Here is a 23,935-nt window from a genome sequence, read left to right on the forward strand (position 1 = left end):
CCCGGGCGGCTACCGCTCAGTCCAGGCCGCCGTACGAGTGCAGGCCGGTGAAGAAGATGTTCACGCCGAACAGGTTCATCAGCATGGTGAGGAAGCCGAGCACCGCGATCCAGGTGGCCACGTTGCGCTTGACGCTGGGGGTGGCCCGGGCGTGCAGGTAGCCGGCGTAGACCACCCAGGAGATGAACGCCCAGGTCTCCTTCGGGTCCCAGCCCCACGGCCGCCCCCAGGCCGCCTCGGCCCAGATCGCCCCGGCGATCACCGCGAACGTGAAGATCGGGAAGGCGAAGGCGTGCAGCGCGAAGGTCAGCCGCTCCAGGCCGACCGCCCCGGGCAACCGCTTGGCCAGCGTGTACGGGAAGCTCCGCTTGCCCTGCTCGTAGCCGGAGCGCATCAGGTAGCCCACCGCCGGCACCACGCCGAGCAGGAAGATGCCCGAGGCGAACACGATGGTCGAGACATGGATGACGAACCAGTACGAGTTCAACGCCGGCACCAGCGGCACGATCGGCACGTAGAGCACCAGCTCGGCGGTGGCCACCAGCAGCACCATCACCAGGGTGAGGAACAGCCCCAGCTTGCGCAGCGACGGCCGCTTCCAGAGCACCACGAGCCAGGCCGCGACCCCGATGAACGTCACCGTGAGCACGAACTCGTACATGTTGCCCCAGGGCATCCGGTCGGCCGCGATGCCGCGGGTGACCAGCGCCGCGAGGTGCAGCACGGCGGCGAGGACGGTGGCGCCGACGGCGACCAGGCCGCCGAGCCGGGCACGTCGCGCCGAACGCTCGGCGGCGGCCGACGGCGGCACCGGTGCGGCGGGCGGGGCAGAGACGCCACCGGCGCCGCCGACGCCGGCGCCCACCAGCTCCCGGGCGGGCGCGGCGGCGACCCGGGTACGGGCGTTGCCCAGCGCGTACTCCACCGCGTGGCTGATCATCGCGACCAGGTACGCCAGGATCGCGAACGTCACCAGATTGTCGGAGAGTGCGGACATCACTCGGTCCCTTCTCGCGCACCGGCCCGGTCGCTTCCGTCGCGACCCGTGCCAGCCCGCTCGGCCGCCCGGTCGTCGCCGCTGACCGCGGCCACGAGCTGGGCGAACTCGTCGGCGAACCCTGGATAGTCGGTGCGCGGCAACCCACCGGCCTCAACCAAGCTACTACCGCCCGTCGGAGATCCTTCCGTCGGGTCGGCCGGTGACACCCGGAAGAACACCCGTCGACGCCGCCCGAACAGCGAACCCATCAACCCGACCAGCAGGAATCCGCAGCTGACCAGCAGCAGCGTCGAGCCCGGATCATGGCGTACGGAGAGGGTGACGTACCGCTGGGTGCCCAGGAACTCGACAGTCGTGCCGTCGTCCAGCGTCCAGGTCTCACCCATGCGCAGCAGCTTGGTGCCGACCTCCTTGACCTTGCCGGTCCGTACCTGCCGCTGGTCGAGCTGGTAGATCGAGCCGGGGATGCCGGCGTCCAGGCCGAGGTTGCCGCGGTAGGCGACCAGGTTCAGCGCCGGGTTGCGCTCGGTGGGGTACTCCGAGCGGGCGAACGGCGCCTGCTGCGGCGCGGTGGGCAGGTAGAGCCCGCTGAAGGCCATCTGCAGCCCGGGTGCCCGCTCGCCGGTACGCGGGTCGACATTGGCGTCCGGGAAGGCGGCCAGCCCCTCGCTGGTCAGGCCGGTGTCGCCGGTCGTGAGGAACGGGGTGGTGCTGGTCTGGCTGCGGCCGAACCGGTCGGTGTAGCGGATCACCGGGGCGTAGCCGTGGCCGAGCAGGTAGACGCTCGCCCCGTTCAGCCGCAGCGGCGAGTTCACCGAGAAGTCCGCGCTGCGGGTCGCCTCGTCCGGCCCGTCGACGGTCACCGTGGCCTTGAAGAACTCGGGCTGGCCGGAGGCCAGGAAGCGGGCCTGGAAGTCGTCCAGCCGCAGGCAGAAGCCAGGCAGTTCGGCGCTGTCGACCCGGGGGCCGAGCTTGGCCTCGGCGTACTGCTGCCGGGTGTTGCAGAACGCGTTGTCCGCGCCGGCGACCAGCAGCCGGTTGCCGCTCCAGCCGTACCACGAGCCCAGCGCCACACCGATCAGCACCGCGATCAGCGAGGTGTGGAAGAGCAGGTTGCCGGTCTCCTTGAGGTAGCCCTTCTCGGCGGAGACCTCGTCGCCGCGGACCTCGACCCGCCAGCGCCGCTTGCGCAGCACCTCGGCGATGGCCGCCACGCCGCCGGCCGGGACGGCCAGCACGGTGTGCTGCGGCAGCCGGTCCAGCCGCTTCGGGGCGGCCGGCGGCCGGGAGCGCAGCGCCCGGAAATGGTCACGCAGCCGGGGCGTGATGCAGCCGATCAGGGACGTGAACAGCAGCAGGTAGATCGCGGAGAACCAGACCGAGCCGAACACCTCGAAGGCGCCGATCCGGTCCAGCCGGGGGGCCAGGTCGGGGTGGTCGGTGAAGTATTCGTTGACCTTCTCCGGGCTGATCCCGCGCTGCGGCAGCACCGAGCCGGGGATCGCCGCGACCGCGAGCAGGAAGAGCAGGATCAGCGCGGTACGCATGCTGGTGAGCTGCCGCCACGAGTTGCGCAGCAGGGCGAGCAGCCGGTTGGGTCGACGCCGGGGTGCGGGGGCCGCGGTCTCCGGCCGGTCGTCGAGGACCGTCATATGCTCACCTCGCCCACGCCGACGCTGGTCTGCAACCAGATCACGAAGCTCTGCCATCCGCCGGTGACCAGCGCCAAGCCGATCAGGATGAGCAGGGCGCCGCCGACCCGGGTGACCCAGCGGCTGTTGCGCCGGACGGCGCGGAAGACCCCGAGCAGGCGTTGGAAGCCCAGCCCGAAGACGACGAACGGTACCCCCAGCCCCAGGCAGTACGCCACGGCGAGCACCACGGCCCGGTCGGTCTGGCCGGTCGCGGTGGCCATCCCCATCACCGCGCCCAGTGTGGGGCCGGTGCACGGCACCCAGCTCAGGGCGAAGACCGCGCCGAACACCGGTGCGCCGAGCAGCCCGGCCGACGGCAGCCGGGAGATCCGGAACTCCCGTTGCAGGGCCGGGATCAGCCCGAGGTAGCCCAGCCCGAGCACGATGATGAGCGCACCGACGACGATCTCCAGCGTGCGCTGGTGGTCGAAGAAGACCCGACCGATGCTGGCGAACAGGATCGCGGTGGCCACGAAGACCACGGTGAAGCCGCCGATGAAGAGCAGCGTCCCGGCGAGCACCCGGCCCTTGACCGTCCCGGCCGCGGCCCGCTCCCGCACGGCGACAGCGCCCCCGCCGTCACCGCGCTGGGCGCCGGTGTTGGCAGGGGGCCCCTGCTCTACCCCAGGCGTTGACAGGGGGCCCTTCCTTGCACGGCCCTCGAGGTCGGCGCCGGCCAGGCCGGTGACGTAGGAGAGGTAGCCGGGGACCAGCGGGAGCACGCACGGGGAGAGGAAGCTGACCAGGCCGGCCAGTGCCGCCGCGCCGATGGCGAGCAGCAGCGGCCCGCTCTGGGCCAGCTCACGGAAGGTCTCGCCCATCAGCCCGACGCCGGCTTCTCGGCGGCCACCCGCTCGACGATGGGTTGCAGGCCCTCCTGCTTGACCGCGGCCCGGACGACCGCGGCGATCCGGCCCTCCCGGTCGAGCACGACGGTCGCCGGGATGGTGTTCGGTGGGATGTCCAGGGCGAGCGCCATCTTGCTCGGCGGGTCGAACAGGCTCGGGTAGGTGACCCGGCCCTCCTCGAACGCCTTGGCCTTGTCCCGCTGGTCCTGGATGTTGATGCCCAGGAACGTCACGCCGGAGCCCTTGGTGGCCTGGTAGGTCGCCTCCAGGTCGTCCGCCTCGGCACGGCAGGGCGCGCACCAGGAACCCCAGAAGTTGAGCACCACCACCTGGCCGCGGGCCTCGGTGACGTCGTACCTGCCGCCGGTGAGCAGCTCACCGGCGATCGTCGGTGGTGCCGACCGCTCATCCGGCGCGCACTCGATGACCCCGTCGGAGGTTGTGGCGCAGGTCTTCTCCGGGCTCTGCGACGTGCAGCCGGCCAGCGCCACCGCGGCGACGGTGGCGAGCAGACCCGCGGTCCACCTCCGGGCGTTCATCAGGCCCCCTTGGCCGTCCGCGCGGTCGAGGAGAGAGCGATCAGGTGCGCGGCCGGCTCGCTGTAGCCGATGCCGACCACCTTGGCGCCGTCGAAGTGGAACGAGGTGAGGCTGGCCAGCCCGCACTGGCGCTTGCGCGGGTCGTGCCAGAGCCGCTTGCGCTCCACGTACCGGCGCAGCGTCCAGATCGGCAACTGGTGCGACACGAGCACCGCCTCGCGGCCCTCGGCGGCCACGCGCGCGGCGTGCAGCGCCGCGAACATCCGCTCGGCGATGACCCGGTACGCCTCTCCCCAGGAGGGGGTGACCGGGTCGCGCAGCACCCACCAGTTGCGCGGGTCGCGGAACGACCCGTCGCCGGGGGACACCTTCTTGCCCTCGAACCAGTTGGCGCTCTCGATCAGCCGCTCGTCCACACCGACCGGCAGCCCGAACTGGGCGGCGATCGGTTCGGCGGTCTGCTGGGCGCGCTCCAGCGGGCTGGCCACCACGTGCACTATCTCCCGCTCGGCCAGCCCCTGCGCGGCGGCCTTGGCCATCTGCACGCCCAGCTCGGAGAGGCGGAAACCGGGCAGCCGGCCGTAGAGGATCTGGTCCGGGTTGTGCACCTCGCCGTGGCGCAGCACGTGGACCACCGTCTTGCTCACCGCTCGTTACCCCCCGTGACCCGCGGCTGCCGCCGCGTTCGCCGCCGTCGGCAGGGCGGAGGCGATCTGCTCCAGAGCGGCATCGTCGATCGCCGCCGACACGAACCACGACTCGAACGCGCTCGGCGGCAGGTAGACCCCGGCGGCGAGCATCGCGTGGAAGAACGCCTTGAACGCCGGCACCTGCTGGGTCCGGGCGCTGTCGTAGTCGACCACGTCGGCGTCGGTGAAGAAGATGGAGAACATGCTGCCCGCGTACGACAGCCGGTGCGGGACCCCGGCGGCGGCCAGCGCGTCGGCGGCGAGCTTGCCCACGACGGCGGCCGTGTCGTCCAGCCTGCGGTAGAGCGCGTCGTCGGCCAGCCGCAGGGTGGCCAGGCCGGCGGCGCACGCGAGGGGGTTACCGGAGAGGGTGCCGGCCTGGTAGACCGGGCCGGCCGGGGCCAACCGAGACATGATCTTCGTGCGCCCGCCGAAGGCCGCGGCGGGCAGGCCACCACCCATGACCTTGCCGTACGTCCAGAGGTCGGCGTCGGAGGGGTCGAGGCCGTGCCAGCCGGCGCGGGAGACCCGGAACCCGGTCATCACCTCGTCGACGATCAGCAGTGCGCCGTGCGCGTGCGCGATCCCGGCGAGCTGCTGGTTGAAGTTGTCACGGGGGGCGACCACGCCCATGTTGCCGGCGGCGGCCTCGGTGATGATCGCCGCGATGTGCTGGCCCTCGGCGGCGAACGCCTCCTCGACCGCGGTGATGTCGTTGTACGGCAGCACGATGGTGTCGCCCGCCGCCGCGCCGGTGACGCCGGGCGAGTCGGGCAGGCCGAGGGTGGCCACGCCGGAGCCGGCGGCGGCGAGCAGCGCGTCGGAGTGACCGTGGTAGCAGCCGGAGAACTTAATGATCTTGGCGCGGCCGGTGAAGCCGCGGGCCAGCCGGATCGCCGACATGGTGGCCTCGGTGCCGGAGTTGACCAGCCGGACCTGCTCGACCGGGGTCCGAGCCACGATCTCGGCGGCGAGCTCCACCTCGCCCGGCGTCGGAGTGCCGAAGCTGGTGCCCAGCGTGGCCGCCTCCCGGATCGCCTCGACCACCTCGGGGTGGGCGTGGCCCAGGATCAGCGGGCCCCACGAGCAGACGAGGTCGACGTAGCGCCGCCCGTCGGCGTCGAACAGGTACGGGCCCTCGCCGCGGACCATGAAGCGGGGCGTGCCGCCGACCGCCCGGAAGGCGCGCACGGGGGAGTTCACCCCGCCGGGCACGATGGCCTTGGCGCGGTCGAACAGGGCCTCGGAGGCCGGTGCGTCGGCCGGGTAGCGGCCGGATCCGGCAGAAAGGGTGTCGGTCACGATGCCGCCATTGTGTCAGCGCCGGGGGGTGGATCGGCAGCCACCCCGGCCCGGGGTTACCGGGCTCACCCGACATCGGCGGCCGGGACGGGGCTCCACGCCTCGACAGGCCGGGCGGTGCGGTTCGCGCTAGGCTGACCGGGTGGATCGTGCCGAACTGTCCATCACGCTACACCGGACGGGCGACGAAGCAGTGCTTCGCCTGGCCGGTGAGATCGACATGCTCACGGCCGCCCAGCTCTCGACGGTGGTCAACGAGGTGCTCGCCGATCCACCGCCGAAGATCGTGCTCGACCTCGGCGGTGTGACCTTCTGCGACTCGCAGGGCCTGGGCACCCTGGTCGTGCTCAGCCGCAAGGCCAGTCACGCGCAGAGCCTGCTGATGCTCACCCACGTGGGCGACTTCCTGCTCCGTGTCCTGGACATCACCGGCCTCCGCAGCGCCCTGATGATCCGCAACGACCAACCCACCGGCTGACCCCACCCCGCCGGGGCGGGGTCAGGGGGTGGGGATGTCGCGGGTCTGGAAGGTGCGCAGAGAGAGGGCCGTGAGGGCGGCCGCGATGGTCGTCAGGGCGGCCAGTGGGGTTGCCGTCCAGTGCGGGGCGAGGACCTGCGGGGTGTGGGTGAACGGGGAGATGTCCAGGGCCCACTGGTCCAGCTTCAGCACCGCTCCGAGCTGACCGAGCAGCAGGCAACCGGCGAGCGCGGCCCAGGCCGCCGCCGAGAACCGGGGCAGCAGGCCGACCAGCAGCGCCGCCAGCGCGGCCAGCACCCAGGCCGCCGGCACCTGGGCCAGGCCGGCACCGAGCAGGCGGGGCAGTTGCCCGCCCACGTCGCCGATGCTGAGGCCGTACGCGAGCCCGGTGGTCAGCCCGGCGACGGCCAGCACCACCGCCGGCCCCAGCAGCGCGAAGAACAGGTGCGCCGCCAGCCAGCGGGTCCGGCTCACCGCCGTGGCGAGCAGCGGCTCGGCCCTCCCGGCGATCTCCTCCGCCCGGGCCCGCAGCGCGGCCTGGATGCCGTACCCGGCAGCGGCCAGACCGGTGATGCTCAACGTCCCACCGAGGTACGCCTCGGCCAGCGCGGAGCTGCCGCCGAGCCGGGCCAGGATCTCGGCGACCTGCTGATTGCCCCGCACCGCGTCACCGGCGGCGTCCGCCGCCCCGCCCAGCACGAGCCCGAGCAGGCCGAAGCCGACCGTCCAGCCGAGCAGTTGGCCCCGGTGCAGCCGCCAGGCCAGCCCGATCGGACCGGTCAGGCGCGCGCCGGCCGTGGCCGGACCGAGCCGGGGCGGGAACACCCCGGCGCCGAGGTCCCGGCGCACCGATACCGGGTACGTGACCGCCGCCACCAGCGCGGTCAGCAGCACCGGTAGCAGCAGCACCCACCAGCGCTCGCCGGCGAAGGCCCGACCGCGGGCCGCCCACCCCAGCGGGGAGAGCCAGCTCAGCCACTCCGCGCCGCCGCCGGATCCGCCGGCGTCGCCGGCCAGCCGGAGCACGAAGGCCAGCCCGAGCACGCCCAGACCGATCCCCCGGGCGCCCCCGGCGCTCTCGGTGAGCTGCGCGGCCAGGCCGCCGACCGTGGCGAAGACGATGCCGGTCAGCGCCACACCGGCGCCGAAGAGCAGCGACCCCGCGCCGGGTAGGCCGGCCGCGGCCAGTCCGCCGGCGGTCAGGAGGCCGAGCAGCAGATTCGCGGTGTACGCCACCAGCAGCGCGGCGGTCAGCCCGGCGTACCGCCCGAGCACGGTGGCGCCGAGCAGCTCGCGCCGGCCGGCTTCCTCCTCGGTGCGGGTGTGCCGGACCACGGTGAGCACGCTGACCAGCGCGACGATCAGCGCCAGCAGGCCGGCCCGCTGCACGGCGAGCGCGCCGACGCTGTCGCCGTACACCGGGCCGAGCAGGGCGACGATCGACGGGTTGCTCGCCGTGCCGGCCAGGTACGCGGCCCGCTCGGGGGCCGTCGGGTACAGCTCGGCGTAGGTGCCGGCGTAGCTGGCCGGCAGCACGGCCAGCAGCAGCACCCAGATGGGCAGGACGACCCGGTCGCGGCGCAGGATCAGCCGCAGCAGGTGCCGGGTGCCGGTGAACGCGCTCATGAGTCCACCCGAACCGAGTCGTCCTGGTAGTGCCGCAGGAACAGCTCCTCGAGTGTCGGCGGTTGGCTGACCAGGCTGCGTACGCCGATCTCGGTGAGCCGGCGCAGCGCGGCGTCCAGGGCGGCGTTCTCCACGTCGAAGCGCACCCGGGCGCCGTCGACCCGCAGGTCGTGCACGCCGGGCAGCCGACCCAGCCCGTCCGGCGGGCCGGTCAGCTCCGCGTCGATCGCGGTCCGCCGGAGATGACGCAGCTCGGCCAGCGTGCCGGTCTCCACGTCCTGACCGTTGCGGATGATCGTCACCCGGTCGCAGAGCGCCTCGACCTCGGCCAGGATGTGGCTGGAGAGCAGCACCGTGCGGCCGTCGTCCTTGGCCCGGCGTACCCAGTGCTGGAAGACCTCCTCCATCAGCGGGTCCAGGCCGGAGGTCGGCTCGTCCAGGATGAGCAGTTCGGCGTCCGAGGCGAGGGCGGCGACCAGGCCGACCTTCTGCCGGTTGCCCTTGGAGTACGCCCGGCCCTTCTTGCGCGGGTCCAGCTCGAAGGACTCCAGCAGCTCGGCCCGGCGGGCCGGGTCGAGGCCACCGCGCATCCGGCCGAGCAGGTCGATGACCTCGCCACCGGAGAGGTTGGGCCAGAGCGTCACGTCACCCGGCACGTACGCCAGTCGCCGGTGCAGGGCCACCGCGTCCCGCCATGGATCGCCGCCCAGCAGGCGGGCGGTCCCCGCGTCCGTCCGCAGGAGGCCGAGCAGCGCCCGGATGGTCGTCGACTTGCCGGCACCGTTCGGGCCGAGGAAGCCGTGCACCTCGCCGGCGCGGACGGTCAGGTCGAGACCGTCGAGCGCCCGGGTCCGGCCGAAGGTCTTGACCAGGCCGGCCACCTCGATGGGATTTTCCATGTATCGGAAGCTACACTCGTTTCACAAAGTTGTGAAGACTGTGAGACCTCGGGCACCATCGGAGCCCACGAGCACGAGGGAGAGACCGCCATGGCAGCCGCCGACCGGCCCGCGCCGGCCCACGACCCGGTGCACCTCTTCGTCGAGCGGATGGCGTTGACCTTCGCCGAGGTCGGGTTCCCCCGGATGGCCGCCCGGGTGCTGTTCACCGTGATGAGCGCCGACGATCCGCTCACCGCCGCCGAGATCGGCGAGCGACTCGGGGTCAGCGCGGCGGCGGTCAGCGGCGCCGTCCGCTATGTCACCCAGTTCGGCATGCTGATCCGCGAGCCCGTCCCCCGCTCGCGCCGGGACCGCTACCGAATGCCGGACAACCCGTGGTACGAGGCGACCGTCACCAAGACGGCGCTCTACAAGACCTTCATCGAGGCGGCCGACGCCGGGGTGGCGGCCCTCGACGGCCCGGACACCCCGGCCGGCGAACGGGTCGCCGAGATGCGCGACTTCTTCATCTTCGTGCAGGAAGAGATCGACTCGCTGGGCGAGCGCTGGCGCGCCCGCCGGGCCGCCACCGGCCACCGCCGCCCGGGCGAGGCGTGACGACGCCGGTCAGCTCAGCTCACGTTGCCCCAGCGGGCCTGCTCCAACAGCTCCACCGCGCGGTCACGGGACTCCGGCTCGTCCCTGCGGAGCAGGGCGGTCGCCTCGTCCACCGCGTCGGTGAGCACCCGCCACTGCGCGTCCCGCTCCCGGACCAGGTCGGACTGGGCGGCCAGCTGCCGGGTCTTGACCCACAGCTCCACGAAGACCGACACCTTGGCCCGCAGCACCCACGGGTCGAACGGCTTGGTCAGGTAGTCCACCGCCCCTACCTGGTACCCGCGCAGGGCCAGTTGGGCGTCCCGGTCCGCGGCGGTGAGGAAGATGATCGGCACGTGCCGGGTCCGCTCCCGCCGCTTGATGTGGCTGGCCGTCTCGAAGCCGTCCATGTCGGGCATCTGCGCGTCCAGCAGGATCACCGCGAAGTCGTCCACCAGCAACTGCTTGAGCGCAGCCTCACCGCTCTCCACGGCGACCGACTGGACCGGCAGCCCCTGGAGGATCGCCTCCAGGGCCATCAGGTTCTCCCGGCGGTCGTCCACGAGCAGCGCCTTGGCCATCTGGGTCACGAGTTCTCCTTGGTCCGGCTGCCGCTGATCCAGGACGACATCAGCTCGATCAACTCGTCGAGGTCGACCGGCTTGGTGATGTAGTCGCTGCCCCCGGCGGCGAGCGCGGATTCGCGGTCGCCCGGCATCGCCTTCGCGGTCAGGAAGACGATCGGCAGGTCCGCGAACCGGTGGTTGCGGCGGATCTGGCGGGTGGTCTCGTACCCGTCCTGGTCCGGCATCATCGCGTCCATCAGCACGATGTCCACCTCCGGATGCTCGGCCAGCAGGCGGACGCCGTCCGCCCCGTTGTCCGAGTACAGCACGGTCATCCCGTGCAGTTCCAATGCGCTGGTCAGGGCGAAGACGTTACGCACGTCGTCGTCGACGATCAGCACGGTGGACCCGTCGAGCTGGCGGGTGGCGGGCGCCTCCGGCCGCTCCGGCAGCAGCTCCAGCGGCGGCATCAGCAGCGACGACGGCAGCCCGGCGCGTTGCGGCGAGGGCGGCTGCGGCGACACCACGGCGTCCGGCGCCAGCACGGCCGGCACGAACAGGGTGAAGGTGGAGCCCTGCCCGGGCGCCGACGACACGGTGATCGAGCCGCCGATCAGCCGGGCCAGGTCGCGGCTGATCGACAGACCCAGTCCGGTGCCGCCGTAGCGGCGACTGGTCGTGCCGTCGGCCTGCTGGAACGCCTCGAAGATGATCGACAGTTTGTCGTCGGAGATGCCGATGCCGGTGTCGATCACGGTGAACGCGATCACCTGCCGGGCGTTGGTCAGCGCCGGCACGTCGTACACCGCGTTCTCCGCCGCCGGGGCGATCCGCAGCGTCACCGCGCCGGTGTCGGTGAACTTCACCGCGTTGGAGAGCAGGTTGCGCAGGATCTGCTGCAACCGCTGGGCGTCCGTGATCAGCGCCGGCGGCAGCTCCTTGCTGACCCGTACCTGGAAGTCCAGGCCCTTCTCCTCGGCCTGCGGCGCGAACGCCTGCTCGACGTAGCCGCGGATCTCGTCGAACCGGATCTCGGTCGGCTCGACGTCCATCCGACCCGCCTCGATCTTGGACAGGTCCAGGATGTCGTCGATCAGCGAGAGCAGGTCCGAGCCGGCGCTGTGGATGGTCCGCGCGAACTCGATCTGCTTCGGGTTGAGGTTCTTCTCCGAGTTCTCGGCCAGCAGCCGGGCCAGCAGCAGCAGCGAGTTCAGCGGCGTCCGCAGCTCGTGGCTCATGTTGGCCAGGAACTCCGACTTGTACGCCGAGGCGCGCGTGAGCTGCTGCGCCTTCTCCTCCAGGCCGAGCCGGGCCAGCTCGATCTCCCGGTTCTTGGTCTCGATGTTGCCCTTCTGCTCCGACAGCAGCGTGGCCTTCTCCTCCAGCTCGGCGTTGGTGCGCTGCAACTCCGCCGACTGCTCCTGCAACTCGTGCGCCAGCCGCTGCGACTGGGCCAGCAGCTCCTCCGTACGCCGGTTGGCCTGGATGGTGTTGACCGCGATGCCGATGGTGAGCACCAGTCGCTCCAGGAACGACAGGTGCAGCTCGGAGAAGGTCTTCACGCTGGCGAACTCGATCACCCCGAGCAGCTCGCCCTCGAACAGCACCGGGAGCACCACCAGGTCGGACGGGGGCGTGTCGGCCAGGCCGGAGCGCAGGGTCAGCCTGCCGTCCGGCAGCGCGCTGACCCGGATGGTCCGGCGAGAGAGCGCGGTCTGCCCGACCAGCCCCTCCCCCGGACCGAAGGTGACGTCGTGCCCGCGGGCCACGTAGCCGTAGGAGGAGGTCAGCCGCAGCCGCATGCTGCCGTCGGTGGTGTCGGCCAGGAAGAACGCGCCGAGCTGGGCGTCGACCAGCGGCGTCACCTCCTGCATGATCATGCGGCAGACCTCGCCGAGGTCCCGCTGGCCCTGCAACAGGCCGCCGATCCGGGCCAGGTTGGAGTCCAACCAGCCCTGCTCGGCGTTCTTCTTGGTCGTCTCCCGCAGGGTGACGATCATCTGGTTGATGTTGTCCTTCAGCTCGGCGACCTCGCCCTGCGCCTTGACCGCGATCCGCTGGGTCAGGTCGCCGCGGGTCACCGACGTCGACACCTGGGCGATCGCGCGCAGCTGGGTGGTCAGCGTGGAGGCGAGCTGGTTGACGTTCTCGGTGAGGTCCCGCCAGGTGCCGGAGACGCCCTTGACCTGCGCCTGACCACCCAGCTTGCCCTCGATGCCGACCTCGCGGGCCACCCGCGTCACCTCGTCGGCGAACGACGACAGCTGGTCCACCATCGTGTTCACCGTGGACTTCAGCTCCAAGATCTCGCCCTGCGCGTCCACCGTGATCTTCTGCGACAGGTCGCCCTTCGCCACCGCCGTGGTCACCGAGGCGATGTTGCGGACCTGGCTGGTCAGGTTCGACGCCATCGAGTTCACGTTGTCGGTCAGATCCCGCCACGTACCGCTGACGCCCTTGACCTGCGCCTGACCACCCAGCTTGCCCTCGGTGCCGACCTCGCGGGCCACCCGCGTCACCTCATCGGCGAACGACGACAACTGGTCCACCATCGTGTTCACCGTGGACTTCAGCTCCAGGATCTCGCCCTGCGCGTCAACAGTGATCTTCTGCGACAGGTCACCCTTCGCCACCGCCGTGGAGACCTGCGCGATGTTGCGTACCTGGGCCGTCAGGTTCGACGCCATCGAGTTCACGTTGTCGGTCAGGTCGCGCCAGGTGCCGGCGACGCCGCGCACCTGGGCCTGACCGCCCAGCTTGCCCTCGGTGCCGACCTCGCGGGCCACCCGCGTCACCTCGTCGGCGAACGACGACAACTGGTCCACCATCGTGTTCACCGTGGACTTCAGCTCCAAGATCTCGCCCCGGGCGTCGACGGTGATCTTCTGCGACAGGTCACCCTTCGCCACCGCCGTAGTCACCGAGGCGATGTTGCGGACCTGACTGGTCAGGTTCGACGCCATCGAGTTCACGTTGTCGGTCAGGTCCCGCCACGTACCGCTGACGCCCTTGACCTGCGCCTGACCACCCAGCTTGCCCTCGGTGCCCACCTCGCGGGCCACCCGCGTCACCTCGTCGGCGAACGACGACAACTGGTCCACCATCGTGTTGACGGTGTTCTTCAGCTCCAGGATCTCGCCCTGCGCGTCAACAGTGATCTTCTGCGACAGGTCACCCTTCGCCACGGCGGTGGAGACCTGCGAGATGTTGCGGACCTGGCTGGTCAGGTTGCCGGCCAACTGGTTGACGTTCTCCGTCAGGTCCCGCCAGGTGCCGGAGACGCCACGGACCTGGGCCTGACCGCCCAGCTTGCCCTCGATGCCGACCTCGCGGGCCACCCGCGTCACCTCGTCGGCGAACGACGACAACTGGTCCACCATCGTGTTGACGGTGTCCTTGAGCTCCAGGATCTCGCCCTGCGCGGCCACGGTGATCTTCTGCGACAGGTCACCACGAGCCACCGCGGTGGAGACCTGGGCGATGTTCCGTACCTGGGCGGTCAGGTTCGACGCCATCGAGTTGACGCTGTCGGTGAGGTCCTTCCAGGTGCCCGCGACGTTCGGCACCTCCGCCTGGCCGCCGAGCTTGCCCTCGGTGCCCACCTCGCGGGCCACCCGGGTCACCTGCTCGGCGAAGAGGCGGAGCGTGTCGGTCAGGTAGTTGATCGTGTGCGCCAGCTCGGCGACCTCACCCTTCGCCGACACGGTGATCTTCTGGGACAGGTCGCCCTTGGCCACGGCCGTGGACACCTGTGAGATCGACCGCACCTGGTAGGTCAGGTTCGACGCCATCGTGTTCACCGAGTCGGTGAGGTCCTTCCAGGTGCCGGCGACGCCCCGGACGTCGGCCTGGCCACCCAGCTTGCCCTCGGTGCCCACCTCGCGGGCCACCCGCGTCACCTCGTTGGAGAACGAGGAGAGCTGGTCGACCATCGTGTTGACCGTGCGCCCGATGCGCAGGTACTCACCGCGCAGCGGCCGGCCGTCGATCTCCAACGCCATCTGCTGGGACAGGTCACCGTCGGCGACCGCCACGATCACCCGGGCGATCTCCGTGGTCGGCCGGCCCAGGTCGTCGATCAGCGAGTTGATCGCCCGCTGCCCCTCCGCCCACGAGCCGTCCAGCCCCTCGTCGTCCAGCCGCTCGGTGAGCCGGCCGTCGCGACCGACGATCCGGCTGATCCGCCGCAGGTCCAGGTACTGCCGTTCCTGGAGGGACACCACCTCGTTGAAGGCGTCCGCCACCTCGCCGGCCCTACCGGCCCGACGGGGCAGCCGGACCTTCAGGTCGCCGTGGCCGACCCGCCGCAGCGCCTCGGTCAACTCGCCGAGGAGCGCCTCGTGGTCGGGCGCGGACGGATCCGCCACCGACTGCTTCGCCGTGGTCATCATTCCCTCGCTCAACTCGGGGGCACCGGTCCGTGCGACACACCGGCCTTCCATATTGTGCCCGTGCGCGCCGCGCTGCCAGGTTGCGCGACCCGCGCCACGCCCATCAGCCCGTCGATCGGCCGGATCCGGCGCGAAACGCCCCGGACGGTCGCGGACCGGACGGCCGCCCCGAATCTCGCAGGTCGGCGCCGACCGGGCCGCGCCGATCGCCGATCGGCTTGGCACCCGGCGGGGGAACGGTGGAGGATACGGGGGTGTCAGCCGAGGCGGGGCCCGCGACGGCCGGGGGTCCGGACGGGCCGGCCCGGCGTGTCCGCCTTCCCGCCGACCGCCGTACGCCGGCCGCGGCCCGCGCGTTGGTGCGGTCGGTGTTGAGCGAGGCGCACCTGGACGAACTGCTCAACGAGGCGTTGCTGCTCACCACCGAGTTGACCACCAACGCGGTGGAGCACGCCCGCACCGAATTGGACGTCGAGGTCGTCGCGGACGATGTCGGGCTGACCGTGACCGTCTCCGACTTCGCCCCCGGGCCGGGCGACGAACTGACCGTGGGCACCCGCAACGACGCCACCGAGATCGACGAGGTGTCCGAGCGGGGGCGCGGGCTGCTGCTGGTCGACCACTTCGCCAGCCGGTGGGGCACCACGTACCTGCCCACCGGCAAGGGGGTCTGGTTCCGGCTGGACCGTGCCGGCGCCGCGGCGAACGGCGGGCGCGTCGGCGGTGCCGAGCACGGGTCGACCGCCACCGGGTCGGCCCCGGTCGACGGCTCCGCGCCGAGCGCCGGCGCGATGAGCGAGCTCATGCAGACCAGCCCCGACCCGTACGCGGACGACCCCCTGCCCGACTTCGCCGCCAGCGTGCTCTCCCGGGTCGCCGACATGGTCGGCGCGGCCGGCGGCACGATCCGGCTGGACCGGGGCGACGGGCAGGGGTCCCAGGTGCTGGCCCGGTACGGCCGCCAGCCCCGGCCCGGCAACGAACTGCTCCGGGTGCCGCTGTCGGTGCACCGCCCGTACGCCGGTGAGCTGGAGCTGGATGCCGCGCCGTCGGCGTACGCCCAGCCACTGGCGGTGCTGACCGCCGAGCGGCTGTCGCTGCACCTGGAGAACGACCGGCTGCGCCGCGCCGATGTCCGCCGGCGGGCGTGGCTGACCTTCCTGGCCGAGGCGAGCGAACTGCTGGCCCAGTCGCTGGACGTCGAGTTGACCATGGCGCTCATCCCGCAGCTGGTGGTGCCGCGGCTCGGCCAGTGGTGCGCGGTGCACACCGCCGACGAGTGGGGCCGCCTCCGGCTCGCCGCGGCCAGCCACGCGGACGAGTCGGTGCTGCCCCAACTGCACAAGGTGCTGGACGAGACCGGTCCGGACTCGATCCAGGCCCGACTGCGGGAGGCGTCCCGCAGCGCGGCGCAGATCCCGCTCGGCGGGCCCATGGAGGGCTTCGCGGTTCCGCTGATCGCGCGGGGCCAGCGGCTCGGCACCCTGGCCGTCGGGCGGCACCAGCGGCACCGGCACGACCCGGACGAGGTTGCCGTGCTGGAGGACGTGGCCCGGCGGGCCGCGCTGGCCATCGAGAACGCCCGCATCCACGCCGAACGGCGCCGGATCGCGCAGACGCTGCAACAGTCGCTGCTGCCGCCGGTGCTGCCGGTGGTGGAGGGGATCGGCTTCGCCGCCGAGTACGTCCCGACCGGTGACGACGCGGAGGTGGGCGGCGACTTCTACGACGTGGTGCCGCTGCCGGACGGGCGCTGGCTGGTGGTGATCGGCGACGTGTCGGGCAAGGGCGTCCAGGCGGCGGCGGTGACCGGCCTGGTCCGGGACGTGATCCGGGTGTTGGTGGGCGACGGCAAGCCGCTGCCGGAGGCGCTGGCCCGGCTCAACGAGACGCTGGTCGAGCGGGGCGGCGGGCGTTACTGCACGCTGGCCCTGGCGGCGGTCGGTCCGGGTGAAGGCGACCGGCTCGACGTCTCGCTGCACCTGGCCGGGCACGACCGGCCGCTGCTGCTGGCCGGTACCGGCGGCGCCGAGTTCGTCGGCACCGGGGGCACCGCGCTCGGTCTGCTGGACACGATCACCTCGCCGACCGCGGAGATCACGCTCGCTCCCGGCGACGCGCTGATCTTCTACACCGACGGGGTCACCGAGCGGCGCCGCGGGCGGGAACTCTTCGGTACCGACCGGCTGCGTGACGCCGCCGCACCGCTGGCCGGTTACTCGGCCGACGTGGTGGCCGCCCGGCTGCGTGCCACCGCGATCAACTTCTCGGCCGAACCGCCCCGGGACGACATCGCCGTTCTGGTGCTGCGCAACGACGCCACCTGACCGCCGGGCCAACGCGGGGCCGCGCGGGATGGGCGCGCTCGGTAGATTGACGGCCATGCTCAGCGTCGCGCCGGCCTCGCCGTTCTCCCGGCCGCTGGTCCGTGCCCTGATCGTCGGGCAGTTGGCCACCATCGGCGCGTTCGTCGCCGTGCTGCTGCTCTACCTGGGCCGGATGGCGGCCGCCGGTGTCGGTCCGGCCGACATGGTCACCGGGGCGTACGACCCCAAGGAACTGGTGCCGTTCGGCCTGCACGCGGCGAACCCGTTCTTCTGGCTCTACGGCCTCGTCTCGGTGCTGTACCTGGTCGGTGCGGTGCTCGGCCCGGGGCTCGCGCTCGTCGCGGTGCCGCTGGCCGCCCGAGAGCGGGGCACCATGCCCCGTCGCACCCGCGCGCTGCTGCTGACCGGCGCGGTGGGCGTGTCGCTGGTGCTGGTGGCCCGGTTCACCCCACCGCTGCTGGACGTGCATCGGTGGTGGCTGGACTGATCGTCAGCCAGCCCGGGCGGCGAGACCGGCCGGGTCACAGGCCGCCGGGGAGGCGGCCGGGGGCGAGCCGGTGGTGCGGGTCGAGATGTTCCTTGGCGGCCCGCAGCCGGGCCAGGCCGGCCAGCTCGCCCCACAGGTCGACGGCCTGCCGCACCGCCGCCGGCGCCGACACCACCACGCATCGGCCCTGCCGGGCCAGCAACACTCCCCGGACGGCGGCCAGGATGGACGCCACCCGCTCGGGGGGCAGGGCGCCGGGCAGCGCCGCGTGCACCACGCCCAGCCCGGCGGAGCCGCGGACCGGCACCGGGGTGCCGGCCGCGTCGCGCAGCGCGTAGACGGCGGCGTGCAGGTCGCTGATCGGCACCTCCAGGCGCAGCGCGGTGTCGCCGGGCCCGAACGGGTAGCGGCGCCACCACTCGGGCGCGGAGTGTGCCACGGTGGCCTCGCCGTGCAGCAGCCCGACCAGGCGCTCGGCCCGCTCGGTGACGTCGGCCGGGCCGCCCTCGAGCAGCACCACGAGGCTGCCGGCCCGCGACGGGGCACCGGACCGGCCGGACATCGAGGGGTGGCGCTCCCGAGCGGTCGCGGCCGGGTGGCCCGGCGGCCAGGGCGTGCGGGGCCGGGGCGGGCCGCCCGGCAGATCCAGCTCGATGGCCGCCGGCTCCAGCCGGGCGGCGAGGATCGTGCGGACCAGGTCGTGCACCTCCAGCGGGGTCCACACCGGCCGGGACACCCAGAGCCGGCTGGCCGGCACCGGCTGCACCCGCAGACTGGCCGAGACCAGCACGCCGAGCGCACCCTGCGAACCGCACAGCAGCCGGGCCAGGTCGAGCCCGGGCGCACCGCCGCCGGCGCTGGCCAGCTCGCCGTCGGCCGCCAGGTAACGAACGCCGAGAAGCTGGTCGCACGGGCTGCCGTGCCGGTGCCGCAGCGGGCCGGCCTCCCCGGCGGCGAGCACCCCGCCCAGGGTCGCCCCGGGCGACGGGACGTCCATCGCGAGCCGCTGCCCGGTGCGCTCCAGAGTGGCCTGCACCGCACGCAGCGGCGTGCCGGCGCCCACCTCGGCCACCGACGCGCCGACCGGTTGGTGACCGATGCCGGCCAGCCGGCCAGTGTCCAGCATGATGTCGACCTTCGCCGGCGCCGCACCCCAGTCGATCTTCGTGCCCGCGCCCCGGGGCACCACCGTCAGGTCGTGCACCGCCGCCAGCCGCAGCACCTCGGCCGCGGCGTGCGGACCGCCCGGCACGGCGACCCAGCGGGCGGCGCGGCCGGCAACCTCGTCGGCCGGGCCGGCCAGCCGGGCGAACGGCGGACCGCAGATCGCCGCCAACCGCCGGGTGATCTCGAGGGCTCCGGACCGGCCGAGGGAACTCGCTGCTGCCGCCATGCGGGTCATCGTACATGTGTTCGAAAGACGTGGTGGTGAGTATCGGGATGCGGCGGGTCCGGCGTACGGCGCGGATCGGCCGGTAACGTGGCGCCGTGACCACCGAGAACGCACCGCCCGTGGCCAAGCGGGTGCCCACCGAGCGCACCCACCACGGCGACACCGTCGTCGACGAGTACGCCTGGCTGGCCGCCAAGGACGATCCCGAGACGATCGCCTACCTGACCGCCGAGAACGCGTACACCGAGGAGCGCACCGCGCACCTGGCCGGGCTGCGCGCGGAGCTTTTCGAGGAGACCCGCCGGCGCACCCGCGAAACCGACCTGTCGGTGCCCACCCGCAAGGGCGGGCACTGGTACTACACCCGCACGGTCGAGGGGCAGCAGTACGGCGTGCACTGCCGCCGCGCGGTCCGCGACTCCGAGACCGAGCCGCCGGTCAGCGCCGACGGGGCGCCGCTGGACGGCGAAGAGGTGCTGCTCGACGGCAACCTGCTGGCTGAGGGGCACGACTTCTTCTCGCTCGGCGCCTTCGACGTCAGCCCGGACGGGCGCTGGCTGGCCTACTCCACCGACTTCTCGGGCGACGAGCGGTTCACGCTGCGGATCAAGGACCTGACCACCGGCGAACTGCTGCCGGACGAGGTGCCCGGCACCTTCTACGGCACCGCCTGGTCGACCGACGCGTCGGCGCTCTTCTACGTGACCGTCGACGACGCGTGGCGGCCCAACCGGGTCTGGCGGCACACCGTGGGCTCGGCCGCCGCCGACGACGTGGTGGTCCACCAGGAGGACGACGAGCGGTTCTGGGTCGGCGTGGAGCTGACCCGGTCGGAGAAGTTCATCCTGATCGACATCCACAGCAAGATCACCAGCGAGGTGCTGGTCATCCCGGCCGGCAACCCGACCGGCGCGCCCGCCGTGATCGCGCCGCGCCGGCAGGGCGTCGAGTACACCGTCGAGCACCACGGCCACCGCTTCCTGATCCTGCACAACGACGGCGCGGAGGACTTCGCGCTGGCGTACACCTCGGCGGACGCGCCGGGCGACTGGGTGCCGCTGATCGAGCACTCCCCGGGCACCCGGCTGGAGGCGGTGGACGCCTTCGCCGACCACCTGGTGGTCTCGCTGCGCGCCGACGGCCTCACCGGGCTGCGGGTGCTGCCGATCGGCGGCGGCGACGCCTACGACATCGACTTCCCCGAGCCGCTCTACAGCGTGGGGCTGGACGCCAACCCGGAGTACCGCACCGGCCAGGTCCGGCTGCGCTACTCCTCGCTGGTCACCCCCGACTCGGTGTACGACTACGACCTGGTCACCCGCCAGATGGTGCTGCGCAAGCAGAAGCCGGTGCTGCCCGGTCCGGACGGGCGCCCGTACGACCCGGCCGAGTACGAGCAGCACCGCGACTGGGCGCTCGCCGACGACGGCACCCGGGTGCCGATCTCGCTGGTCTGCCGCGTGGGCACGCCCCGGGACGGCTCCGCCCCCTGCGAGCTGTACGGCTACGGCTCGTACGAGGCCAGCATGGACCCGTGGTTCTCGGTGGCGCGGCTGTCCCTGCTGGACCGGGGCGTGGTCTTCGCCGTGGCGCACACCCGCGGCGGCGGCGAGTTGGGCCGGCGCTGGTACGACCAGGGCAAGATGCTGGCCAAGAAGAACACCTTCACCGACTTCGTGGCCTGCGCCCGGCACCTGGTCAAGGCCGGCTGGACGGCCAGCGACCGGCTGGTGGCGCGGGGCGCCTCGGCCGGCGGCCTGCTGATGGGCGCGGTGGCCAACCTCGCCCCGGATGCGTTCGCCGGGATCGTCGCGCAGGTGCCCTTCGTGGACGCGCTCACCTCGATCCTCGATCCGTCGCTGCCGCTCACCGTCACCGAGTGGGAGGAGTGGGGCAACCCGCTGGACGACCCCGAGGTGTACGCGTATATGAAGTCCTACACCCCGTACGAGAACGTGGCGCCGGTCGACTATCCCGCCATCCTCGCGGTGACCAGCCTCAACGACACCCGGGTGCTCTACTCGGAGCCGGCGAAGTGGATCGCCCGGCTGCGGGCGGTCGCCCCGGCCGGCGACTACCTGCTCAAGACCGAGATGGGCGCGGGGCACGGCGGCCCGAGCGGCCGCTACGACGCGTGGCGCGAGGAGGCGTTCATCAACGCCTGGATCCTCGACCGCCTCCACCGCGCCTGAGGTGCAAGGAGGGGCCCCTTCTTAACGCCTGGAGTAGAGCAGGGGCCCCCTCCTAACAGTTAGGGCGAGTGTGGCCGGCACCGCCGGCGGCCCGCGGCCGACACCTAGACTGCCTCGGATGAGCCAGGACCAGCAGCGCGTACGGCCGACGGGACCCGGACCGGGTGCGGCCCGGCGCGGGCCGACCTGGGTGATCCTCGCGGTAGTGGCCACCGCCCTGCTGGTCTGCTGCTGCTCGGCCGTGACCGGCCTGGTCGTCTCCTGGTCCGCCGGCCTGTTCGACGGTCGCTGACCCGGCCTCGGCGTCAGGAGGCGGCCCGGCCTCCACCGGAGGCGTTGACAGGGGCCCCTCCTGGCGCGCCGATCAGCGCCGCCGCCTCGCCGGTCCGGATCATGCGCTGCCAGCGCAGCCGATTGCCGATCATCGCGGTGACGACCGACTGCACCACCACCAGGTACATCAGCTGTCGGTAGACCAACTGCTGGAACGGCAGTGCCCACAGCGGCCCGTACCGCTCCCGGTCCAGCCGCAGCGCGTAGCCGGCGGTGGCCGCCTGGAGCAGCAGCAGCCCGGCCCAGGCCAGGGCGAGGCTGGACCACGGCAGGAAGATCAGGCCGTAGACGGCGAAGACGTCGACGGCCGGCGCGGTCAACGGCAGCACGATCTGGAACACCGTGAGGTACGGCAACCCGCGCCGGCCGAGCTTGCCGCCGGCACCGGACTCGCGCAGTGCGTGCCGGTGCTTCCACATCGCCTGCATCGTGCCGTAGCACCAGCGGTAGCGCTGCCGCCAGAGCTGGCGCAGCGACGAGGGCGCCTCGGTCCAGGCGATGGCCGACTCCTCGTAGACCACCCGCCAGCCGTCCCGGAGCACCTTCATGGTCAGGTCGGTGTCCTCGGCCAGCGTGTCCGAGGGCACCCCGCCCACCCGCAGCAGCACCTCCCGGCGGAACGCGCCGATCGCGCCGGGGATGGTCGGCATGCACTCCAGCACGTCGTACATCCGCCGGTCGAGGTTGAAACCGATCACGTACTCCAGGTGCTGCCACCGGCCGAGCAGCCGACGTCGGTTGGCGACCTTGGTGTTGCCGCTGATCGCGCCGACCGACGGGTCGGCGAAGCCCTGCACCAGCCGGTGCACGGTGTCCGGCTGGAACACGGTGTCGCCGTCCACCAGCACCAGCAGGTTCGCCCGCGCGGCCCGGATGCCGGTGTTCAACGCGGCCGGCTTGCCGGCGTTGGCCTGCCGGATCACGCGTACCCCACGCAGCCGCATCCGCTCGACGATGTCGGCGGTACCGTCGTCCGACCCGTCGTCCACCACGATCACCTCCAGCGCCGGGTACGCGCTGGCCACCAGGGAACGCACCGTCGCGGCGATGTTGGCGGCCTCGTTGTACGCCGGCACGATCACCGACACCGGCGCGCGCACCTCGGGCCGGTCCCGCACGGGGCGGCGGACCCGGCGCACGTGCCGGTGGGCGCAGAACACCTGCACCGCGAGCCGCACCACGCCGAGCACCAGGGCGACGGCGAGCAGCAGGTTCATCGCCCCGGTCGACCAGCGGGCGCCGGTCTGGGTCCAGCGCAACGCGGTGCCGCTCAGCCGGCTGCCGCCGCCCGCCGGGACCATCGACGGCGGGGCGTCGACGCCGGTGGAGACGGTGGTGAACCGGTAGCCCTGGCCGGTCAGCGCGGGCAGCAGCCGGTCCAGGGCGGCCACCGTCTGCGCCCGGTCGCCGCCGCCGTCGTGCATCAGCACGACGGCGCCCTTCCCCCGCTTCGGGGTGGCCGCCTGCACGATCCGGTCGACACCGGGGCGTTGCCAGTCTCTGGTGTCCCGGTCGGCGAGCACCGCGACGTGCCCGGTCCCGGCGGCGGCGCGCAGCGCGGTGTACTCGGGCCCGGTCAGCGCCGTCGGCACCGAGGAGAACGGCGGCCGGAGCAGGGTGACCTCCCGGCCGGTGGCCGCGGCGATCGCCTTGCGGGTCAGGGAGAGTTCGAGGTCGCGCCGCCACGGCGGCAGGGCGCCGAGATCGGCGTGGGTGAAGGTGTGCGACCCAATCTCGTGGCCCTCGGCGAGGATCCGCCGGACCAGGTCGGGGTGCTCGTTGACCCGGGCACCGACCACGAAGAAGGTGGCGTGCGCGCCGTGGCGGCGCAGCACGTCGAGCACCTGGGGGGTCCAGCGCGGGTCTGGCCCGTCGTCGAAGGTCAGCGCGATGGTCCGGGCCGGCAGGGCCCGGCTGACCGGCTCGGCCCGGTCCAGCCGCAGCACCGGCCCGCCCGTGCCGACCTGGGCCGGCACACCGGCCGGGTCGGAGGCGGCGGCGGCCCCGGAGCCGCCGGCCAGGCCGGTCACCAGGCCGTTGACGGTGAGAGCCGCGAGCAGCAGGAGCAGGCCGAGCAGGAACAGCAGCCAGTGCGCTCGGGGATCACGCCGGGCCACGTGTCGCGCCATCGTCACCGCGGCTTACCGGGCGACCTGCTGGGCTTCGCGGTGTTGCGGCGCTCGGCGCCCCGACCCGGCTGGTCGGTCGCGGACGGTGCCGCGGTGGCCCCGGCGCTCGGACCGGAACGACCGGCGCGAACGGTCGAGGTGGGGCTCGGCAGGGGTGCCGAGGTGCTGGTCACCGGGGACGGGTTCGGCGCGTCGTCCACCTCCGGCTGACCGATCCCTTCCACGCCCGCCTCCACGGGTTCGGGCCTGCGGGGGTCGGACCACCCGGGCAGCGGCACCGAGGTGTCCAGGAACAGCCCGGCGGCGATCAGCCCGAGGCTGGTGAGCAGGCCGAGACCCATCGCGGTCCCGGCGATGACGGTCAGCCGACGGCGGCGGCCGGTCCCGTCGACGAACACCGGCGGACCGTTGCCCGGCTGGCTGTGCATCTGGTGGCTCCCACTGTTGCTGCGCCGGGATCCGT

Annotated in this window: 19 protein-coding genes; 6 read left to right on the top strand and 13 right to left on the bottom strand. The window is 72.7% G+C overall.

Annotation, left to right across the window (positions count from 1 at the left end; genetic code table 11):
- Positions 1 to 16: 16 nt before the first annotated feature.
- Genes ccsB through hemL form a run of 6 tightly spaced genes read right to left on the bottom strand, consistent with a single transcriptional unit; the run spans position 17 to position 6,072 of the window.
- Entirely contained in the window at positions 17 to 997 is a 981-nt protein-coding gene (gene ccsB / locus ACFOW4_RS24395; RefSeq protein ID WP_377531582.1) for a c-type cytochrome biogenesis protein CcsB, read from the bottom strand.
- Positions 997 to 2,652 (bottom strand): cytochrome c biogenesis protein ResB, encoded by a 1,656-nt coding sequence (locus tag ACFOW4_RS24400; protein ID WP_377531583.1) that lies wholly within the window; start codon positions 2,650 to 2,652, stop codon positions 997 to 999. Before ACFOW4_RS24400 ends, ccsB begins: the two co-directional genes overlap by 1 nt.
- Entirely contained in the window at positions 2,649 to 3,515 is an 867-nt protein-coding gene (locus tag ACFOW4_RS24405) for a cytochrome c biogenesis CcdA family protein (protein WP_377531586.1), read from the bottom strand. The genes ACFOW4_RS24400 and ACFOW4_RS24405 overlap by 4 nt, the downstream gene beginning before the upstream one ends.
- Positions 3,515 to 4,081, bottom strand: a complete 567-nt coding sequence (locus ACFOW4_RS24410; RefSeq protein WP_377531587.1) for a TlpA family protein disulfide reductase — start codon at positions 4,079 to 4,081, stop codon at positions 3,515 to 3,517. Before ACFOW4_RS24410 ends, ACFOW4_RS24405 begins: the two co-directional genes overlap by 1 nt.
- The gene (locus ACFOW4_RS24415) at positions 4,081 to 4,728 is read right to left on the bottom strand and encodes a histidine phosphatase family protein (RefSeq protein WP_377531589.1); all 648 of its coding nucleotides are present in this window, start codon (positions 4,726 to 4,728) and stop codon (positions 4,081 to 4,083) included. The genes ACFOW4_RS24410 and ACFOW4_RS24415 overlap by 1 nt, the downstream gene beginning before the upstream one ends.
- A 6-nt stretch (positions 4,729 to 4,734) precedes the next feature.
- The gene (gene hemL / locus ACFOW4_RS24420) at positions 4,735 to 6,072 is read right to left on the bottom strand and encodes a glutamate-1-semialdehyde 2,1-aminomutase (protein ID WP_377531590.1); all 1,338 of its coding nucleotides are present in this window, start codon (positions 6,070 to 6,072) and stop codon (positions 4,735 to 4,737) included.
- A 142-nt stretch (positions 6,073 to 6,214) separates the two neighbouring features.
- On the opposite strand from hemL, the gene ACFOW4_RS24425 reads away from it, so the two are divergent.
- Entirely contained in the window at positions 6,215 to 6,550 is a 336-nt protein-coding gene (locus ACFOW4_RS24425) for an STAS domain-containing protein (protein ID WP_377531593.1), read from the top strand.
- A 21-nt stretch (positions 6,551 to 6,571) separates the two neighbouring features.
- Here the strand turns inward: ACFOW4_RS24425 and ACFOW4_RS24430 are convergent, their stop codons facing one another.
- Together ACFOW4_RS24430 and ACFOW4_RS24435 are read right to left on the bottom strand one after the other, a co-directional pair.
- Positions 6,572 to 8,176 carry an ABC transporter permease gene (locus tag ACFOW4_RS24430; RefSeq protein WP_377531594.1) on the bottom strand — a complete coding sequence of 535 codons (1,605 nt, stop codon included), beginning with the start codon at positions 8,174 to 8,176 and terminating at the stop codon, positions 6,572 to 6,574.
- A complete protein-coding gene (locus tag ACFOW4_RS24435; protein ID WP_377531597.1) occupies positions 8,173 to 9,075 on the bottom strand; it encodes an ATP-binding cassette domain-containing protein in 903 nt (300 codons plus the stop codon). The genes ACFOW4_RS24430 and ACFOW4_RS24435 overlap by 4 nt, the downstream gene beginning before the upstream one ends.
- A 90-nt stretch (positions 9,076 to 9,165) precedes the next feature.
- On the opposite strand from ACFOW4_RS24435, the gene ACFOW4_RS24440 reads away from it, so the two are divergent.
- Positions 9,166 to 9,675 carry a GbsR/MarR family transcriptional regulator gene (locus ACFOW4_RS24440; RefSeq protein WP_377531598.1) on the top strand — a complete coding sequence of 170 codons (510 nt, stop codon included), beginning with the start codon at positions 9,166 to 9,168 and terminating at the stop codon, positions 9,673 to 9,675.
- A 14-nt stretch (positions 9,676 to 9,689) separates the two neighbouring features.
- Here the strand turns inward: ACFOW4_RS24440 and ACFOW4_RS24445 are convergent, their stop codons facing one another.
- Both ACFOW4_RS24445 and ACFOW4_RS24450 read right to left on the bottom strand, forming a co-directional pair.
- Positions 9,690 to 10,244: a two-component system response regulator gene (locus tag ACFOW4_RS24445; RefSeq protein WP_377531600.1), complete on the bottom strand. Its 555-nt coding sequence runs from the start codon at positions 10,242 to 10,244 to the stop codon at positions 9,690 to 9,692.
- Positions 10,241 to 14,608 carry a HAMP domain-containing protein gene (locus tag ACFOW4_RS24450; protein ID WP_377531602.1) on the bottom strand — a complete coding sequence of 1,456 codons (4,368 nt, stop codon included), beginning with the start codon at positions 14,606 to 14,608 and terminating at the stop codon, positions 10,241 to 10,243. The genes ACFOW4_RS24445 and ACFOW4_RS24450 overlap by 4 nt, the downstream gene beginning before the upstream one ends.
- A 257-nt stretch (positions 14,609 to 14,865) precedes the next feature.
- Here ACFOW4_RS24450 and ACFOW4_RS24455 point away from each other — a divergent pair, with 257 nt between their 5' ends.
- Positions 14,866 to 16,938 (top strand): SpoIIE family protein phosphatase, encoded by a 2,073-nt coding sequence (locus ACFOW4_RS24455; protein ID WP_377531604.1) that lies wholly within the window; start codon positions 14,866 to 14,868, stop codon positions 16,936 to 16,938.
- A gap of 55 nt (positions 16,939 to 16,993) precedes the next feature.
- Complete coding sequence (locus tag ACFOW4_RS24460; RefSeq protein WP_377531605.1) at positions 16,994 to 17,425, top strand: hypothetical protein; 432 nt, start codon at positions 16,994 to 16,996, stop codon at positions 17,423 to 17,425.
- Between the two features lie 34 nt (positions 17,426 to 17,459).
- Here ACFOW4_RS24460 and ACFOW4_RS24465 read toward each other — a convergent pair whose 3' ends face one another.
- Entirely contained in the window at positions 17,460 to 18,818 is a 1,359-nt protein-coding gene (locus ACFOW4_RS24465; protein ID WP_377531608.1) for an FAD-binding oxidoreductase, read from the bottom strand.
- 95 nt (positions 18,819 to 18,913) lie between these two features.
- Between ACFOW4_RS24465 and ACFOW4_RS24470 the strand changes: the two genes are divergently transcribed.
- Positions 18,914 to 21,010 (top strand): S9 family peptidase, encoded by a 2,097-nt coding sequence (locus tag ACFOW4_RS24470; RefSeq protein WP_377531610.1) that lies wholly within the window; start codon positions 18,914 to 18,916, stop codon positions 21,008 to 21,010.
- Positions 21,011 to 21,128: 118 nt separating this feature from the next.
- The gene (locus ACFOW4_RS24475) at positions 21,129 to 21,302 is read left to right on the top strand and encodes a hypothetical protein (RefSeq protein ID WP_377531613.1); all 174 of its coding nucleotides are present in this window, start codon (positions 21,129 to 21,131) and stop codon (positions 21,300 to 21,302) included.
- Positions 21,303 to 21,315: 13 nt separating this feature from the next.
- Here the strand turns inward: ACFOW4_RS24475 and ACFOW4_RS24480 are convergent, their stop codons facing one another.
- Together ACFOW4_RS24480 and ACFOW4_RS24485 are read right to left on the bottom strand one after the other, a co-directional pair.
- Positions 21,316 to 23,472, bottom strand: coding sequence for a bifunctional polysaccharide deacetylase/glycosyltransferase family 2 protein (locus ACFOW4_RS24480; protein WP_377531615.1), 2,157 nt, complete (start codon positions 23,470 to 23,472; stop codon positions 21,316 to 21,318).
- Positions 23,473 to 23,474: 2 nt separating this feature from the next.
- Entirely contained in the window at positions 23,475 to 23,900 is a 426-nt protein-coding gene (locus ACFOW4_RS24485) for a hypothetical protein (RefSeq protein WP_377531618.1), read from the bottom strand.
- Between the last annotated feature and the right edge of the window lie 35 nt (positions 23,901 to 23,935).

Origin of the sequence: Micromonospora sp. GCM10011542 (assembly GCF_042650685.1) — a bacterium.
In the GTDB taxonomy this organism is placed as follows: domain Bacteria; phylum Actinomycetota; class Actinomycetes; order Mycobacteriales; family Micromonosporaceae; genus Micromonospora.